This window comes from Allobosea sp. OK403, from assembly GCF_900113835.1.
In the GTDB taxonomy this organism is placed as follows: Bacteria; Pseudomonadota; Alphaproteobacteria; order Rhizobiales; family Beijerinckiaceae; genus Allobosea.
In genome coordinates, this window is record NZ_FOQV01000003.1 from 674,109 (window position 1) to 688,767 (window position 14,659).

A 14,659-nucleotide genomic window follows, 5' to 3' on the forward strand; every position below is an offset into this window, starting at 1 on the left:
CCTCCCGGAGCCCGCCTTGGGCTCTCTTGCAGCCAATATGGTCGGCCATCATTGCGGTTACAAGACCGATCTCGCCAAGTATCTACGACTAAAGTCGTAGTTCTCTCCGGCAAAGGATTTGAGGGCCATCTGGAGTCGTGCTAGTTTCGCTCTGCTTGACCGGCTCAGCCGGCAGCGGAGGGATCGAGCCATGCGCAGGATCTCATCGGGACTGGTTCCGGCACTGCTGCCGCCTTGGTTGCTGCAGCCTTGGCTTGCGGCCTTGGCCCTGTTGCTCCTGTTCGGCGCGCCAGCCCGGGCCGAAGACCGCGCCATCCCTTTCGATCCGCCGCGTCTGGCGCAGTCGCCCGAACCGCTCTGCTACTGCTGGACCGATGGCCGCAAGATCGCCGAAGGCGCCACCGCCTGCATCAGGACGACGCAGGGACGGCGACTGGCCGCCTGTGGCCGGGTCATCAACATGATGTCCTGGGAGGTCACCGAGAACCCCTGCCCGGAAAGCTAGAGCATTTTCGAGCGAAGTGGACACCGGTTCGCGTGAAGAAAATGCGATAAAACAAGGAGCTAGAGCGTGTCCGCGATTCGGGGAAACGCGGACACGCTCTAGAGTATCGGCTCGAAACGTGGGAACCGGTTTTCGGGACAAGCCGATGCATAATCAAAGCCCCTAAACGAAAGCGCCGCCAGGGGGTTTCCCGGCGGCGCTCGTCAAAGGCTCTTGTGGTCCATTCGACTCGAGACTGACGTTTGTCAGAACGCTCCCAGCACGATTGCCATCATGAAAATGAAGGCCGCACCCATGACCAAACGGTCGAGACGTAGCGTGAGGCTCATCACATCCTCCTGTGTCATTGACCTGTCGCAAGGCTAGCAGAACTGGCGAAGGCTGCAAGGGGGCGGCAACGTGACGAGACGAGGGCGCAGCCAAGAGTATGGCTAAAATTTGATTAAAGCATTGAATTGTTTTGGGGACAGTTTCGCTTAGCGGATTGGTTCAACACGCGTTTCCAGCGCCTTTGCCGCTGCGATGACACGATCATCGGCGCCAAATCCACTTATGACCTGAATCCCGACCGGCAGACCGCGCGGGCCGCGCATCACCGGGATCGTCAGGCATGGCACGCCGAGCAGGGTCCAGAGCCGGTTGAAGCGGGCATCGCCGGTCGAGGCCAGCGTGTCGGGCGCCTCGCCGGGGGCGGCATAGCTCACCACGACGTCGACCTGGCCGAAGAAGGCGCGGGCCGCGTCGCGGCCACGTCGCGAGACCCGACGCGCCTCGTCATATTGCGCCGGCGTGACGCTGCGGGCGCCGTCGAGATAGGCACGCAGCTTCGGCGCGATCTGCTCGCGATGCTCGGCATATTCCCAAGCCAAAGCCTGCGTCGCCTCGTAGCCCTGCAGCGGCACGTGGGCATGAAAAGCCTCCGACAGGGCCTGCGGGCTTTCGAGCTCGACGATTTGCGCCCCCGCCCCGGTCGCGATCTCGCAGAAGCGCAGCAACGCCGCCTCAGCCGCCGGCTCGGGCGCGCCGGCGAAATCCTGCCGGGTCACGCCGATGCGCAGGCCCTTCAGCTCCGCCGCTGTGGCATCAAGCTCGGGTCGGCCCGTAATCGTCGCGAGCGCCAGGCCGAGATCATCGGCACGCGCCGCCATCAGGCCCAGCGTATCGAGCGACCAGGAGAATGGCTTGACGCCGACTGTCGGCAGCAGCGCATAGGACGGCTTGATGCCGGCCACGCCGCAATAGGCGCTCGGCCGGATCACCGAGCCGCCGGTCTGCGTGCCGATGGCGAGCGGGATCATGCCGGCCGCCACGCCCGCGGCCGAGCCCGCCGAGGACCCGCCGGGGCTCGCGCGGAGGTCATGGGGATTGCGGGTCGGCGCCGGATCGCTGGCGGCGAAGGCCGTGGTGTGGGTCTTGCCGGCGACGGTCGCGCCGGCCCCCTTCAGCATCATCACGATCGGTGCATCGGAGCGCGGCCGCCAGCCCTCATAGATCACCGAGCCCATCTGCGTCGGCAGATCGGCTGTATCGATGATGTCCTTGACCCCGCAGGCAATGCCGGCGAGCGGACCCGCCGCCGCGACAAGCTCGGCCGGCCGGCTGGCGAAGGCCTGGATGGACGGCTCGGACTCAGTGATCCGCGCGGCGCTCAGCGCCAGCGCGCCTGCTGCCGTGATCTCGCCCGCCGCAATCCGGCGCAGGATGTCGCGCAAGCTCTGCATGCTATTCTCCAATGACCTTGACGATGAGGGCAGTCCCTCGCCGCGCGAGCGGGATCGCGAGGAAGGCGGCGCCGGCCGCGCAGGGCCAGGCGATGACGAAGGCGTGCAGCCATTGCGCCACGAAATCCGGGGGGAAGCCGAGATTGAGATAGGTCACCAGCGCCGTCATCAGGAAGGCCATGACGCCGGCCATGAGCACGGGAAAGATGAAACGGGCCTTGCCTGTCATGGGTTACGATCTCCGGAACCTTTCATGCTGTCTCGCATGCGGCATGCCAGCCGCACCAGCCTGCTTTCCGGCATGGCCGCCTGCTGTGATCTCGCTGCGACTGGCTGCTCTTCGGCCTCGCCATCGCCGGCGTTTCCCCCCTCGTCCCGGGGTAACTGAGGCATCAGATGACCTTTGGACAGGCTTCGACAGTGCCTTAAGCCCCTGTTAACCGCAGCGCCAAAGTTAATCCAGCTGTTGCGTGGCGGGCTCAGGCGGTTGAGAAACCGTTCACCAAACGGGTCGCATTTGATCGGTCATGCGACGCGTTCACCTCACCCTCATCGCTCTTGGCGTGATCGGCGCCGGCCTTGCCGGCTGCGGAAAATTCCAGAAGCCGCAGCGTGCGGCCTGGCGTGACCAGGCCGAAGCGGAGTGCCTGGCCTCGCGCCAGGTGCAGCTCTCCTCCTATGTCAGCCTGCGCAGCAAACCCATAGACGGCCCCGGCACCTGCGGCATGGAAAAGCCGTTGAAGGTCTCCGCCTTCGCCAATGGCGGCATCGGGCTGACAAGTTCGGCCACGCTCGCCTGCCCCGTCGTCGCGACCACCGACAAATGGCTCGCCGAAGTCGTCCAGCCGGCCGCCCAGAACGTTCTTGGCGCGCAGGTCATCGAGATGCGCGCCGGCTCCTATTCCTGCCGCGCCATGAACAACGGCACCGGCACCAGCCGCACCTCCGAACATGCTTATGGCAATGCGCTGGACGTGTTCTCCTTCCGGCTCAATGACGGGCGCAACATCACGGTCAAGGATGGCTGGCGCGGCTCGCCGGAGGAGCAGAACTTCCTGCGCGAAGTGTTCGTCGGCGCCTGCGAGAACTTCTCGACCGTTCTCGGGCCGGGCTCGAACGTGTTCCACTACGACCATATCCATATCGACCTGGCCCGGCATGCCAAGGGTCGGCACATCTGCAACCCGGTCATCAAATACACCCCGAACTACAATCTGCCGCCCCCCGATCCGGCGCGTCCGTTCCGCTCGGCCGAGCAGCCGCGCGAGCAGCGCGACGAGATCGGGGCGCTCATCGCCGGCGGTCCAATGCTGCGCCAGCCAGGCGACGGATTGCGGCCGCCGGGCTCGGTACAGGGCGGCTATCCCGTGGCGACGAACCGCGGCGGCCAGAGCCTCGACACGCAGCGGCACTTCATCGAGGAGCCCACAAGCGAGCCGCTCAACCAGTCGCGCTACCGGCCGCAGCCGCTGCCGAGCGAACAGCGCGGCCCGCTGACGCTGCCGGGCTCGGTGCCGCCGACGGAAGAGATCATCGTCGGCGACGACGAGGGCACCGGCGTGCTCGACCAGGAAGGCATGGAGCAGGCCAAGCCCGTGATCACGCCGCAGAACGATCCGTTCGCCTATAGCTCGGGGCGGACACAGCGCCGGTAGCGCAAGCTTCGGCCAGTCTTCACATGCGAGCCTAGCCGTCGCAAATTCTGGCGAACGGCCTATCGCTCAACCGCGCCGTCATCCTGGCCGAAGCCCTCGGGTCCGATCTTCGATCGGCCCAAGGATAAACTCCGCGGAGCGCTGGGATCCATCATAAGGCTCCGGAGCCCTACGATGGATCCCGGGACGACCTCCGGTCGCCCAGGACGACGCCGCGTTTTGTTCTGAGCCGTAACCCGCCGATATTTACGCCGAAGACGCGGCCTGAGGATCACGGTCGGGTCAATAACCAAGCCTCACCGCGACACCAGCACCTGCCGGCATTCGGCCGGCAGCGCGTCGAGCGACATCGGTGGCTTGGGCTTCGGCGCCGGGCCGGTGCGCGGCTTCTTCGGCGCGAAGAAAGCAGTGCGCTGGCGCTCGATCCAGCCGGAGAGCTCCTCGCCGCAGCCATCGCCGAAATTGGGCGGCTCCTGCCCCTGGCAGCCCTCCATTCCCGCCGGGCAGACCATCCGGACATGGAAATGGTAGTTGTGGCCCCACATCGGCCGGACCTTGTTGAGCCAGGCGCGATCGCTCCCGGCCTCGCGGCAGAGCGCCACTTTCAGCGCCGGATTGACGAAGATGCGCTCGACGCGCGGCTCGTTGGCGACGGTCCTGATCAGCTTGGTCTGCGCCGGCGTCCAGTTCTTCGGATCGATGTCGCGCCAGTCGGCGCGAGCCATGTTGACGGCCGGCATGTTCTCGCGCTCGTTGCGATCGAGCCGCTCCCTGGGCATCGGCGTCAGCCAGAGATCGGCGTCGAGGCCGATCTGGTGCGAGGCATGGCCGGTCAGCATCGGCCCGCCGCGCGGCTGCGAGATGTCGCCGACCAGAATTCCTGGCCAGCCATTGATCTTCGGCACGTCATGGGCGAGCTTTTCGAGATAGTCGATCAGGACCGGATGGCCCCAGTTGCGGTTACGGTTGAGCCGCATCACCTGCCAGCTCGGCCCATCGACCGGCAAGGCCATCGCGCCCGCCAGGCAGCCGCGCGCATAGGAGCCGATGGCACGGGCGCGCATATCCGCCGGCGCGGTCTTCTGGCCGAAGAGCGCGCGCGCCGCATCGGGAAAGGCCGCGATATTGGCGGCGCGGCGCCGCGCCTCCTCATCAGCCGTGTCCTGCGCATGGGCGAGCGCGGGGACGACGATGCCCAGGAGCAGGACGAAGGCGGCGGCGATTCGGCGATTCAGGACGCGCATTGGCTGAGAATCGGCGCGTTGCCCCCCAAAGGTCAAGGCCAGGTGCGGGCGCAAATGCCGGTGGACAAGTCCCGACCGAGGCGGCAGCCTACCAGCAAGCAGCAAGCGGGCGTCAAGTCCCGCGGCACGGCCCCTGGGAGAGATTGAGTATCATGACCGATTTCACGATCGACCGTCGCACTATGCTTGCTGCGCTCAGTGCGGGTTTCGCTTTGCCGCAGGCCGCTTTCGCTCAGGCCCCGTGGCCGCAGGGCCGCACGATCAGGCTGATCGTACCGTTCCCGCCCGGCGGGGCGACCGATATTCTGGGCCGGCTCGTCGCCGACAAGCTCGGCCATGCCTGGAGCACGAATCTCGTCGTCGAGAACCGGCCGGGCGCGGGCGGCAATATCGGCGTCGATGCGGCGACGCGGTCGGAGCCGAACGGCGACACGCTATTGATCGGCTCGGTCGGGCTCGTCGCGAACCCCTATCTCTACGCCAAGGTCAATTACGACCCGATCAAGGACCTCAGCCCCATCACCATGGTCGCGATGGTGCCAAACCTCCTCGTGGTCAGCAAGGAACTGCCGGTCAAGGACACCGCTGAGCTCGTCGCCTACGCCCGAGCTAATCCCGGCAAGCTGAGCTATGCCTCCTCGGGCGTCGGCACCTCGATTCATCTCGCCGGCGAATTGTTCCAGAAGCTGACCGGCACCAAGATGGTGCATGTGCCCTATCGCGGCTCGTCCCAGGCGATCCAGGATCTGATCGGCGGGCGCGTCGACCTGATGTTCGACAACATCACCTCGGCCCTGCCGCAGGCGCGAGCCGGTTCGATCCGCGGCTTCGGCGTCACCACCGCGACACGCTCTCCGACCGCCCAGGAATTCGCGCCGATCGCCGAGGTCGTGCCCGGCTTCGACGTCTCGTCCTGGTTTGCGCTTTTCGCGCCGGCGAAGACGCCCAAGGCGATCATCGACAGGGTCCAGGCCGACACCAAGACCGCGATCGCCGATCCTGGCGTCCGCGCCAAGATGGATCTGCTGGCGGCCGAGCCTGTCGGCAACACCCCGGCGGAGCTCGCGGCCTTCGTGCAGTCCGAGCAAAAAAAATGGGGTGACCTGATCAAGGAGGTCGGAATCAGGGCGGAATAGGCGCGCCGCTCACGGAACTTGCGGGGCGAGGCTGACGTTCTCCTGCCATATCCCGCCGGTGCACGCCGGCGGTCCTCCTGGAGAAGGAACGCCCCATGTCCACCCTCGTCATCATCCTGCTGCTGGTGCTGCTGCTCGGCGGCGGAGGTTATTACGGCCATCGCAGCTACGGCACGACCGGCCTCGGCGGCGTGCTCGGCCTCGTGTTGGTCATTGCCGTGATCTTGTGGCTGCTCGGCGCGATCGGCGGCGTACCCGTACGAGTCTAGAGCATTGTTTTGACGCGTTTTCTCCACGCGAACCGGTATCAACTTCGCCCGAAAACGCTCAAACGACCCCGCTCCGTTGGTCGATCAGGCTGGCACAGAGGCTTCCCAGACAGCCACTGCGGCAGCCAGATCCTCCAGCGAGACGCCGACCGATTTGAACAGCGTGATCTCGCCGCCCTCAGCCGCGCCCGCGATGCGGCCTTGGCAGAGATCGGCCAGCGTGCCGGCAATCCTGTCGGCGCTGTAGCTACCCTCGGCGATCGCGACGGCGACATCGCCGCCCTCATCGATTGCCTTCTTGGAGTCGACGATGACGCGGGCGCGGTTCAGCGCCTCGGCATCGGCCTCGCGCATCTGCATGGTGAAGGCGCCGATCAGGTCGAGATGCGCGTCGCGCTTCAACCATTTGCCGTGGATCAGCGGCTCGCTTGCATTGGTGGCGCAGGAGATGATGTCAGCCGTGCGCGCCTCGGCTTCGAGATCGGTGACAGCGCGGGCTGCGATGCCGTCACGCGCAAGCTCTTCCACCACGGCGACGGCAGCTTCGGCCCGGCGCGCCCAGATGGCGATATCGGTCAGCGGCCTGACCGCGCGATGCGCCTTGACCAGGAAGGGCGCGAGGCTGCCCGCCCCGACCATCAGCATGCGGCTGGCGTCGGGGCTGGCCATGTAGCGCGCCGCCAGAGCCGAAGCCGCCGCCGTGCGCCACAGCGTCAGGCGGTTGCCGTCCATCACCGCCAGGGGCTGGCCAGTGTTTCCGTCCATCAACAGATAGGCGCCCATGACGCCGGGCAGGTTGCGCTTGCCGTTGCCGAAGAAGACCGAGACGATCTTGGTGCCGATATAGGCCTTCTCGGCGCTGGGCGCGCTCCAGGCCGGCATGATCAGCAGCACGGCCGGGTCGCCATCGGGGCGCTTGACGTCGTGATGGCTGCGCGGCGGCAGGGCCACATCGCTGCGGAAGGCGTCATCGAGCGCGTCGATCAGGCCGGAAAACGTCAGGGCGGCGTCGATCTCGCCATTGTCGAAAAGCCGCATCAGCCCCTACCGCTGGTCAGCGCCGGCAAGGCGGAATCGGGCACAGCGGCACGCAGCATCTGCGCCTCGCCGCGCAGCGTCTCGGCCTCGCGGCGGTTGCGACGGGCCGCCTTGCGGTGCTTGCCCTGGGCAATCCAGGAGGCAAGGCCGCCAATCAGGATACCGACTGCAATCGCCGCCAGAACGACCGCAAAGAGCGGCACGTCGAAGACGAACACAGGCGCGTCGCGACTGATCGGGTCGAAGGACAGCGGAACCGATTTCCGATTGGCGACGGAAAACAGCACGATCGCCAGCGCGACCGGAACCAGGATCAGGGCCTTGAAGAAGGATTTCATCGGAGTTCCTTTCAGCGGCTAGAGCCGGATGATTTCAGACGGCGTCACAATAGTGACACCGTCTGAAATCTGAATCCGTCTCTCATCAAGGAGTTAGAGCAGGATCGATGCGAAAAACCGGTGCCCACTTTTTCGCATCCTGCTCTAGCGCGAGCCCTCATCCTGGCGAGCTATTTCGGCGAAAATAGCGTCTCCAAGGATGTTTCAGCCCGCTCTGGATCATCCCTGGAGACGCCGCTTCGCGGCTCCTCGGGACGAGGGCTGAGAGAGACTTTACGCCTTGCCGTTCAGCCGCAGCCGAAGCTCCTTGCCGGTCTTGAAGACCGGGACGAACTTTTCCTCGACCTCGACGGCGTCACCCGTGCGGGGATTGCGGCCGACCCGGGCGGAGCGGGCCTTGCGGGAGAAGGCTCCAAAGCCGCGCAGCTCGACCCGGTCGCCACGCGCCAGCGCCTTGACGACCTCGTCGAGGATCGCCGTGACGATGTTTTCAATATCGCGCTGGTAGAGGTGCGTGTTGCGCTCAGCGATGCGCTGGACGAGTTCGGATTTAATCATGTGTCCAATATAACCGCTTGTATCAACATCATTTTTCGACTGCAGGCTGCCAGAGCGCCAAGGGCGCGTCAAGACGCAAACCGATCGGTTGTTCGGCCGCACGCGCGATAAGGCTCGCCACGGTTTCGAACCCGGCGGCGCGCGCCAACGCCTCGCTGGCACTCCATAGCCCGTAGGCGGATGATTCGCTGCGGCGGCGCCAATCACGGACCGCCAGATCCTTCGCCACGCCTTTCTCGCGTTCGAGCCAGGCGATGGCTTCCGGCTCGCCGCCGATCTCGTCGATCAGCTTCAAAACCGCGCCCTGCCGGCCGGAATGCACCCGGCCGTCGGACACGGCCGCGACCTCGGGATCGCTGAGGTGCCGGCGCTCGCGCACCAGCCGCTTGAACCAGTCGTAATTGTCGTCGACGACGCTCTGGAGCGCGGCGCGCGCCTCCGGCGAGGTCGGTTCGAAACCGTTGGGCGCGGCCTTCAGCGGGCTCGACTTGATCTCCTCGAGCTTGACGCCAACCGTATCGAGCAGGCGGCCAACATTGGGAAACTGGAAGAGCACGCCGATCGAGCCGACGAGCGAGGTCTGGCGCGCCACGATGCGATCGGAGCCGAGGGCTGCGATATAGCCGCCCGAGGCTGCCAGGCCATCGACCACCGAGACCATCGGCTTCTTCGCCGCCAGCCGGCGCAGCGCGTCGAACAAAGCCTCCGAGCCCGAAGTCGTGCCGCCCGGGCTGTCGATCTTGAGCAGCACGGCCGAGGCCTTGCTGTCCTCCAGCGACTTGATCAGTTCGAGCGTGCGCCTGTCGCCCGAGATGAAGCCGGAGATGGTGACACGGGCGATATGGGCCTGGCTGAGCGAGCTGGGCGCGCGTCCGGTCCAGGCGAGGCCCGCGACGACGGCGGCGGCCAGCACGCCGAGCACGGCGAACAGCCGCCAGAGCGTCAGCTTTCGCCTGAGGCTGCGGCGGTCGGCGAGCAGATCGGCATCGGACGACATGAGGTCAGCGCTCCGGGTTTGCGGCACCGTGATGTAGCCTCGCCGTGACGGGCGGGCAAGACGAAGCCGCAGGCTTAGGCCGCGACCGTGGCGCGCGCCCGGTCCAGCGCCAGCAAGGCGAGCCCGCTCGCCACCGAGCGGAAGGCATCGCCGATATGGACACGGCTCGCGCCGAAGCGGCGGTCGAACAGCGCCCGCACCGCCGGGACGTGAGAGGTGCCGCCGGTCATGAACACGGCCTCGATCGCACCAGTGGAGACGTTCGCTTCGCTCAAGGCCTTGTCGAGCGCCGTCTCGATCGCGCCGACATCGTCCGCGATCCAGCTGTCGAAATCGCTGCGGCGGATCGGAGCCTCGATCGTCACATCCATCTGGCGGAAGCTGAGCGTGGTCTCCTCAGCGCCCGAGAGCGCGATCTTGGCGGCCGAGACCGCACGGTAGAGCTCGTAGCCGAGATCATATTCGATCACGGTCAGCAGATCCTCGAGCTTTCCGGGCTCGACCGCGTCGCGGATCAACGCCTTGAGCTCGGCCATGGTCTCGCGGCTTTTCATCAGCGAGAGCCGGTGCCATTGCGCGAAGGCGGCGTGGTAATGCGCCGGGATCGGCAGGAGCTTCTCGAAGGAGCGATATTGCGTACCCTTGCCGAGACGCGGTGAGATCGCGTGCTCGATGATGCGGTAGTCGAAGGTGTCGCCGGCGACACCGACGCCGGCATGGGAGAGCGGAATCGCGGCGAGCCGCCCTGCTCCGCCGGGCTCGAAGCGCATCACCGAGAAGTCGCTGGTGCCGCCGCCGAAATCCGCGACCAGCATGGTCTGCGGCGTCTGCAGGTCGCGGGCATACCAGTAGGCCGCGCCGAGCGGCTCATAGGCGAAATCGACGGCAGGCATCCCGGCTTTGCCATAGGAGGCGCGCAGCCGCCCGAGCGCAAGCTCCTCATCGGGCCGCTCACCGGCGAAGACGACGGGCCTGCCTGAGACCAGCGGTGTCTCCGCCACGTCGTCGAGGCCGGCCACGAGATCGGTCAGGAACACGCCGATCAGGTCCTCGAGCCTGAACAGCTTGCCGAACAGCCGCGTCTCCTGGAAGGCACGGCTGGAGAGATGCGTCTTCAGCGATTGCAGGAAGCGATGCTCCGTCGTCATGCCGAGCGCCATGTCGAGCGCATCGGGCCCGCTGACATGGGCGACATGGGTCTTGGGCGGCCGGCCCTCGCGCCAGAACATCAGGGCCGAACGATAGGCGTCGACCGCGCCCTGCCTGGTCGCGAAGGAACGCGTCGTCACCGAGCCGTCGGCGCGCGCCAGGGCAACCACGCTGTTGGTGGTGCCGAAATCGATGCCGATCGCCGCGGTGGTCATGTCCCGGGTTCCTGATGCTGGTCGTCATGGTCGGGCCTGACCCGGCCATCTCGGAAACCAAGGCGTCCTGGTCAAAGAGATTCCCGGGTCTTCGTTTGCTCGGCTCGCCCGAGAGTGACGGGTCGAACCGAAACAAAAGCCCGCGCGGATTGCTCCGCGCGGGCTGGTCTGATGGGCCGGCCGCTTTCGCGGCCGAAACCTCACTTCTTCTCGGTCGTCGCCTTCTTGAGGGCGGCGCCCAGGATGTCGCCGAGCGAGGCGCCGGAGTCGGCAGAGCCGTACTGCGCCATCGCCTCCTTCTCCTCGGCCATTTCCAGGGCCTTGATCGAGACCTGGATCTTGCGGGCCTTCTTGTCGAACAGGATGACGCGGGCGTCGACCTTTTCGCCGGCCGCGAAGCGCTCAGGGCGCTGCTCGGCACGATCACGCGCGATTTCGGCGCGCTTGATGAAGGTGGTCATGTCGGTGCCGACGATCTTGACGTCGAGACCGGCTTCCTTGACCTCGATCACCTCAGTGGTGACGACCTGGCCCTTCTTAAACTCGCCGGCATCCACGAAGGGATCGCCGCCGAGCTGCTTCAGGCCGAGCGAGATACGCTCCTTCTCGACGTCCACATCGAGAACGACAGCCTGCAGCATGTCGCCCTTCTTGTATTCCTCGATGACCTGCTCGCCCGGACGGTTCCAGTCGAGATCCGAGAGATGGATCATGCCGTCGATATCGCCTTCGAGACCCAGGAACAGGCCGAACTCGGTCTTGTTCTTGACCTCGCCCTCGACCACCGCACCGCTCGGATGGGTCTCCGCGAAGACCTCCCAGGGGTTGCGCAGGGTCTGCTTGAGACCCAGCGAGATGCGGCGCTTGACCTGATCGACCTCGAGGATCGCGACGTCGACTTCCTGCGAGGTCGAGACGATCTTGCCGGGGTGGACGTTCTTCTTGGTCCAGGACATCTCGGAGACGTGGATGAGGCCTTCGATGCCCGGCTCCACTTCGACGAACGCGCCGTAGTCCGTGATGTTGGTGACGCGACCCTTGAGGCGCGCACCGACGGGGTAACGGGCCGCAATGCCATCCCACGGATCGGCAAGCAGCTGCTTGATGCCGAGCGAGATGCGGTGCGTGTCCTGGTTGATCTTGATGATCTTGACCTTGACCGTCTGGCCGATGGTCACGACCTCGGACGGATGGTTGACGCGACGCCAGGCCATGTCGGTGACATGGAGCAGGCCGTCGATGCCGCCCAGGTCAACGAACGCACCGTATTCGGTGATGTTCTTGACGACGCCGTCGATGACCTGGCCCTCTTCGAGCGAAGCCACGAGCTCGGAACGAGCCTCGGCGCGGGTCTCTTCGAGGACGGTACGGCGCGACACGACGATGTTGCCGCGGCGGCGATCCATCTTGAGGATCTCGAAGGGCTGCGGCTGGCCCATCAGCGGGCCGACGTCGCGGATCGGGCGGATGTCGACCTGCGAACGCGGCAGGAAGGCGACAGCGCCGTCGAGATCGACGGTGTAGCCGCCCTTGACGGTGTTGAAGATGACGCCCGAGACCTTCTCGCGAGCCTCGAAAGCCTTCTCGAGCTTGACCCAGCTCTCCTCGCGGCGAGCCTTGTCGCGCGAGATGACGGCTTCGCCGAGCGCGTTTTCGATCCGGTCCAGATAGACCTCGACCTCGTCGCCGACCTTGATGTCCTGGTCACGGCCGGGGCCGTTGAATTCCTTGAGCGCGACGCGCCCTTCCGTCTTCAGGCCGACATCGATGATCGCCATGTCTTTTTCGATGGCGACGACGATGCCCTTGATGACGGAACCTTCGAGGGCTTCGTTCTGACCGAAGGATTCCTCGAGCAGGGCGGCGAAATCCTCGCGGCCCGAATAGCTTTCTACGGCTGACATGTATTCTCCTGACGCCAGCTCGCGGATTCCGCAAAGCCGGCAAGCGCCGATTGGGTTTGTGCCACAGGCCGGACCTGTCCGTCGGCGCCTCCTGAGAGGCCTGCCCGCTCTTCCCGCGCTCTGAGGCGCCGGGGCGAGAACGGGCGGCGCTTGGCCGCCGGCATCGATCCGCATCCGAACGATCCGCCCCAAACACGAAACGGGAGCAGGCCTAAAAGGCCGCCCCCGGCTGTGATCGATCACGGCCCTTCGGACAGGCGCGATGTAGTGCAAAGCAGACGGCAGGGCAAGGGTCCTTGTCCGTTTCGCGCAGCGACGGCCTGGATGGAAAACCTTATAGTGAGGGCTGCGCCTGACAGGAGACCGCCAGGAAACTGCCATGACCAGCGATCCCGACACACCCGACGACAGCAAGCTGACGCGCACCAAGCAGGCCTGGGCGCGGGCCGGGAAATTCCTGACCGGACGCATCAGCCGGCCCGACAGCGAGCGGCTGCCGCCCGGCCAGCATCTGGTCAAGGATTGGCCGGTGCTCGATCTCGGCCTCCAGCCCGAGATTTCGACCGAAAACTGGACGCTCGACATCGACGGCGCGGTCGAGAACCGATTGCACTGGCGCTGGGCAGATTTCATGATGCAGGAGCAGGCGAACGAAGTCTCCGACATCCACTGCGTCACGACCTGGTCGCGCTACGATAATCGCTGGCAGGGCGTGGCGACGCGCAGCTTGCTCGACCTCGCCCAGCCGAAGCCCGAGGCCGGCTTCGTCGTGCTGCACTCCCATGACGGCTACACCACCAATCTGACGCTCGCGGATTTCGCCAGCGAGGATGCGCTGCTGGCCCATAGCTGGGAGGGCAAGCCCCTGACGCGCGAGCATGGCGGGCCGGTCAGGCTCGTGCTGCCGAAGCTCTATTTCTGGAAGAGCGCGAAATGGCTGAAGCGGATCGAATTCGTCGACCGCAACCAGCCTGGCTTCTGGGAGGTTCGCGGCTATCACGACCGCGGCGATCCCTGGCTGGAGCAGCGCTACAGCGACGATTGAAAAGCGGAAACCGCCCCATGACCATCAAGGCCTTCGTCTTCGACGCCTATGGCACGCTCTACGACGTTCAGTCCGTCGCCGGCGCGACCGAGGCCGCCTTCCCCAGCCATGGCGAGACCATCACCCAGATCTGGCGGATGAAGCAGCTCGAATATACCTGGCTGCGCTCCGCCATGGGTGCCTATGCCGATTTCTGGACGGTGACGCGGGATTCGCTCGCTTACACGCTCGATGTCCTAGGCCTGAACGCGAGCGAGGCGGCGATCACCGCCCTGGCCGAGGCCTACAACCATCTTACGCCCTATCCCGACAGCCTCGCCGCGCTCGATGCGCTGGCGGGCAAGCGGCTCGCCATCCTCTCGAACGGCAGTCCGGCCATGTTGGAGGCGCTGGTGCGCCATAGCGGTCTGGCAAATCGTTTCGAAGCCGTGCTCAGCGTCGACGCCGCGCGGGTCTACAAGCCCGATCCGTGCAGCTATCGGCTGGTCGAAGAGCGGATGGGTGTGAAGCCCGATGAGGTCGTCTTCGTCTCATCGAACGGTTTCGATGTCGCGGGCGCGAAGCATTTCGGCTTCAAGGTCGCGCGGATCGCACGGGTTTCAGCCGCGGCGCTGCATGCCGAGATCGCAAGCGCAGCCCCGATCTCGCCGAAGACCTTGTTCAAGGCGCTGCGCATGCAGGAGGAGCGGCTGGGCGAGAGGCCCGATTGGGTGATCGGGTCGCTGGGCGAATTGCCGGCGCTGGTGGGCGGATTGTAGGCAAACAAGCCCTACCCTTACGGAATGAGAACCACGTCATCCCGGGCGACCGAAGGGAGACCCGGGATCCATTCCTGAGCCTCACAAAATCAGCGCTCCGGAATGGATCCCGGGTCTGCGCTGCGCT

Annotated in this window: 15 protein-coding genes; 6 read left to right on the forward strand and 9 right to left on the reverse strand. The window is 65.7% G+C overall.

The window, feature by feature from the left end; genetic code table 11:
• Nucleotides 1–190 precede the first annotated feature (190 nt).
• The gene (locus BMZ97_RS14365) at nucleotides 191–505 is read left to right on the forward strand and encodes a hypothetical protein (RefSeq protein ID WP_092170474.1); all 315 of its coding nucleotides are present in this window, start codon (nucleotides 191–193) and stop codon (nucleotides 503–505) included.
• Between the two features lie 476 nt (nucleotides 506–981).
• On the opposite strand, the gene BMZ97_RS14370 is transcribed toward BMZ97_RS14365, so the two are convergent.
• Nucleotides 982–2,226: an amidase gene (locus BMZ97_RS14370; RefSeq protein WP_092170477.1), complete on the reverse strand. Its 1,245-nt coding sequence runs from the start codon at nucleotides 2,224–2,226 to the stop codon at nucleotides 982–984.
• Nucleotide 2,227: 1 nt separating this feature from the next.
• The gene (locus BMZ97_RS14375; protein ID WP_092170480.1) at nucleotides 2,228–2,455 is read right to left on the reverse strand and encodes a DUF2798 domain-containing protein; all 228 of its coding nucleotides are present in this window, start codon (nucleotides 2,453–2,455) and stop codon (nucleotides 2,228–2,230) included.
• 298 nt (nucleotides 2,456–2,753) lie between these two features.
• Between BMZ97_RS14375 and BMZ97_RS14380 the strand changes: the two genes are divergently transcribed.
• Nucleotides 2,754–3,881 (forward strand): extensin-like domain-containing protein, encoded by a 1,128-nt coding sequence (locus BMZ97_RS14380; RefSeq protein WP_092170482.1) that lies wholly within the window; start codon nucleotides 2,754–2,756, stop codon nucleotides 3,879–3,881.
• 296 nt (nucleotides 3,882–4,177) lie between these two features.
• Here BMZ97_RS14380 and mepA read toward each other — a convergent pair whose 3' ends face one another.
• Nucleotides 4,178–5,125: a penicillin-insensitive murein endopeptidase gene (gene mepA / locus BMZ97_RS14385; protein ID WP_092170485.1), complete on the reverse strand. Its 948-nt coding sequence runs from the start codon at nucleotides 5,123–5,125 to the stop codon at nucleotides 4,178–4,180.
• Nucleotides 5,126–5,277: 152 nt separating this feature from the next.
• Between mepA and BMZ97_RS14390 the strand changes: the two genes are divergently transcribed.
• Nucleotides 5,278–6,261, forward strand: a complete 984-nt coding sequence (locus tag BMZ97_RS14390; protein WP_092170488.1) for a Bug family tripartite tricarboxylate transporter substrate binding protein — start codon at nucleotides 5,278–5,280, stop codon at nucleotides 6,259–6,261.
• A gap of 95 nt (nucleotides 6,262–6,356) precedes the next feature.
• Entirely contained in the window at nucleotides 6,357–6,530 is a 174-nt protein-coding gene (locus BMZ97_RS14395; RefSeq protein WP_092170490.1) for a DUF3309 family protein, read from the forward strand.
• Between the two features lie 84 nt (nucleotides 6,531–6,614).
• Here the strand turns inward: BMZ97_RS14395 and BMZ97_RS14400 are convergent, their stop codons facing one another.
• From BMZ97_RS14400 to rpsA, 6 genes are all read right to left on the reverse strand, one after another.
• Nucleotides 6,615–7,568 (reverse strand): bifunctional Delta(1)-pyrroline-2-carboxylate/Delta(1)-piperideine-2-carboxylate reductase, encoded by a 954-nt coding sequence (locus BMZ97_RS14400; RefSeq protein ID WP_092170492.1) that lies wholly within the window; start codon nucleotides 7,566–7,568, stop codon nucleotides 6,615–6,617.
• Nucleotides 7,568–7,906, reverse strand: coding sequence for a LapA family protein (locus tag BMZ97_RS14405; protein ID WP_092170495.1), 339 nt, complete (start codon nucleotides 7,904–7,906; stop codon nucleotides 7,568–7,570). Before BMZ97_RS14405 ends, BMZ97_RS14400 begins: the two co-directional genes overlap by 1 nt.
• A gap of 273 nt (nucleotides 7,907–8,179) precedes the next feature.
• Entirely contained in the window at nucleotides 8,180–8,464 is a 285-nt protein-coding gene (gene ihfB, locus BMZ97_RS14410; protein WP_092170498.1) for an integration host factor subunit beta, read from the reverse strand.
• 28 nt (nucleotides 8,465–8,492) lie between these two features.
• Nucleotides 8,493–9,461 (reverse strand): signal peptide peptidase SppA, encoded by a 969-nt coding sequence (gene sppA, locus BMZ97_RS14415; protein WP_092170500.1) that lies wholly within the window; start codon nucleotides 9,459–9,461, stop codon nucleotides 8,493–8,495.
• 74 nt (nucleotides 9,462–9,535) lie between these two features.
• Nucleotides 9,536–10,825: an Hsp70 family protein gene (locus BMZ97_RS14420; RefSeq protein ID WP_092170503.1), complete on the reverse strand. Its 1,290-nt coding sequence runs from the start codon at nucleotides 10,823–10,825 to the stop codon at nucleotides 9,536–9,538.
• Between the two features lie 200 nt (nucleotides 10,826–11,025).
• Nucleotides 11,026–12,729: a 30S ribosomal protein S1 gene (gene rpsA, locus BMZ97_RS14425; RefSeq protein ID WP_092170505.1), complete on the reverse strand. Its 1,704-nt coding sequence runs from the start codon at nucleotides 12,727–12,729 to the stop codon at nucleotides 11,026–11,028.
• Between the two features lie 379 nt (nucleotides 12,730–13,108).
• Here rpsA and BMZ97_RS14430 point away from each other — a divergent pair, with 379 nt between their 5' ends.
• The gene (locus BMZ97_RS14430; protein ID WP_092170507.1) at nucleotides 13,109–13,774 is read left to right on the forward strand and encodes a sulfite oxidase-like oxidoreductase; all 666 of its coding nucleotides are present in this window, start codon (nucleotides 13,109–13,111) and stop codon (nucleotides 13,772–13,774) included.
• A 17-nt stretch (nucleotides 13,775–13,791) separates the two neighbouring features.
• Nucleotides 13,792–14,532: a haloacid dehalogenase type II gene (locus tag BMZ97_RS14435; protein ID WP_092170510.1), complete on the forward strand. Its 741-nt coding sequence runs from the start codon at nucleotides 13,792–13,794 to the stop codon at nucleotides 14,530–14,532.
• Nucleotides 14,533–14,659 lie beyond the last annotated feature (127 nt).

Bases quoted from the DNA above. Each gene is read 5' to 3' on its own strand.
- BMZ97_RS14365 (WP_092170474.1), top strand. From the start codon at position 191: ATGCGCAGGATCTCATCGGGACTGGTTCCGGCACTGCTGCCGCCTTGG.
- BMZ97_RS14370 (WP_092170477.1), bottom strand. From the start codon at position 2,226: ATGCAGAGCTTGCGCGACATCCTGCGCCGGATTGCGGCGGGCGAGATC.
- BMZ97_RS14375 (WP_092170480.1), bottom strand. From the start codon at position 2,455: ATGACAGGCAAGGCCCGTTTCATCTTTCCCGTGCTCATGGCCGGCGTC.
- BMZ97_RS14380 (WP_092170482.1), top strand. From the start codon at position 2,754: ATGCGACGCGTTCACCTCACCCTCATCGCTCTTGGCGTGATCGGCGCC.
- mepA (WP_092170485.1), bottom strand. From the start codon at position 5,125: ATGCGCGTCCTGAATCGCCGAATCGCCGCCGCCTTCGTCCTGCTCCTG.
- BMZ97_RS14390 (WP_092170488.1), top strand. From the start codon at position 5,278: ATGACCGATTTCACGATCGACCGTCGCACTATGCTTGCTGCGCTCAGT.
- BMZ97_RS14395 (WP_092170490.1), top strand. From the start codon at position 6,357: ATGTCCACCCTCGTCATCATCCTGCTGCTGGTGCTGCTGCTCGGCGGC.
- BMZ97_RS14400 (WP_092170492.1), bottom strand. From the start codon at position 7,568: ATGCGGCTTTTCGACAATGGCGAGATCGACGCCGCCCTGACGTTTTCC.
- BMZ97_RS14405 (WP_092170495.1), bottom strand. From the start codon at position 7,906: ATGAAATCCTTCTTCAAGGCCCTGATCCTGGTTCCGGTCGCGCTGGCG.
- ihfB (WP_092170498.1), bottom strand. From the start codon at position 8,464: ATGATTAAATCCGAACTCGTCCAGCGCATCGCTGAGCGCAACACGCAC.
- sppA (WP_092170500.1), bottom strand. From the start codon at position 9,461: ATGTCGTCCGATGCCGATCTGCTCGCCGACCGCCGCAGCCTCAGGCGA.
- BMZ97_RS14420 (WP_092170503.1), bottom strand. From the start codon at position 10,825: ATGACCACCGCGGCGATCGGCATCGATTTCGGCACCACCAACAGCGTG.
- rpsA (WP_092170505.1), bottom strand. From the start codon at position 12,729: ATGTCAGCCGTAGAAAGCTATTCGGGCCGCGAGGATTTCGCCGCCCTG.
- BMZ97_RS14430 (WP_092170507.1), top strand. From the start codon at position 13,109: ATGACCAGCGATCCCGACACACCCGACGACAGCAAGCTGACGCGCACC.
- BMZ97_RS14435 (WP_092170510.1), top strand. From the start codon at position 13,792: ATGACCATCAAGGCCTTCGTCTTCGACGCCTATGGCACGCTCTACGAC.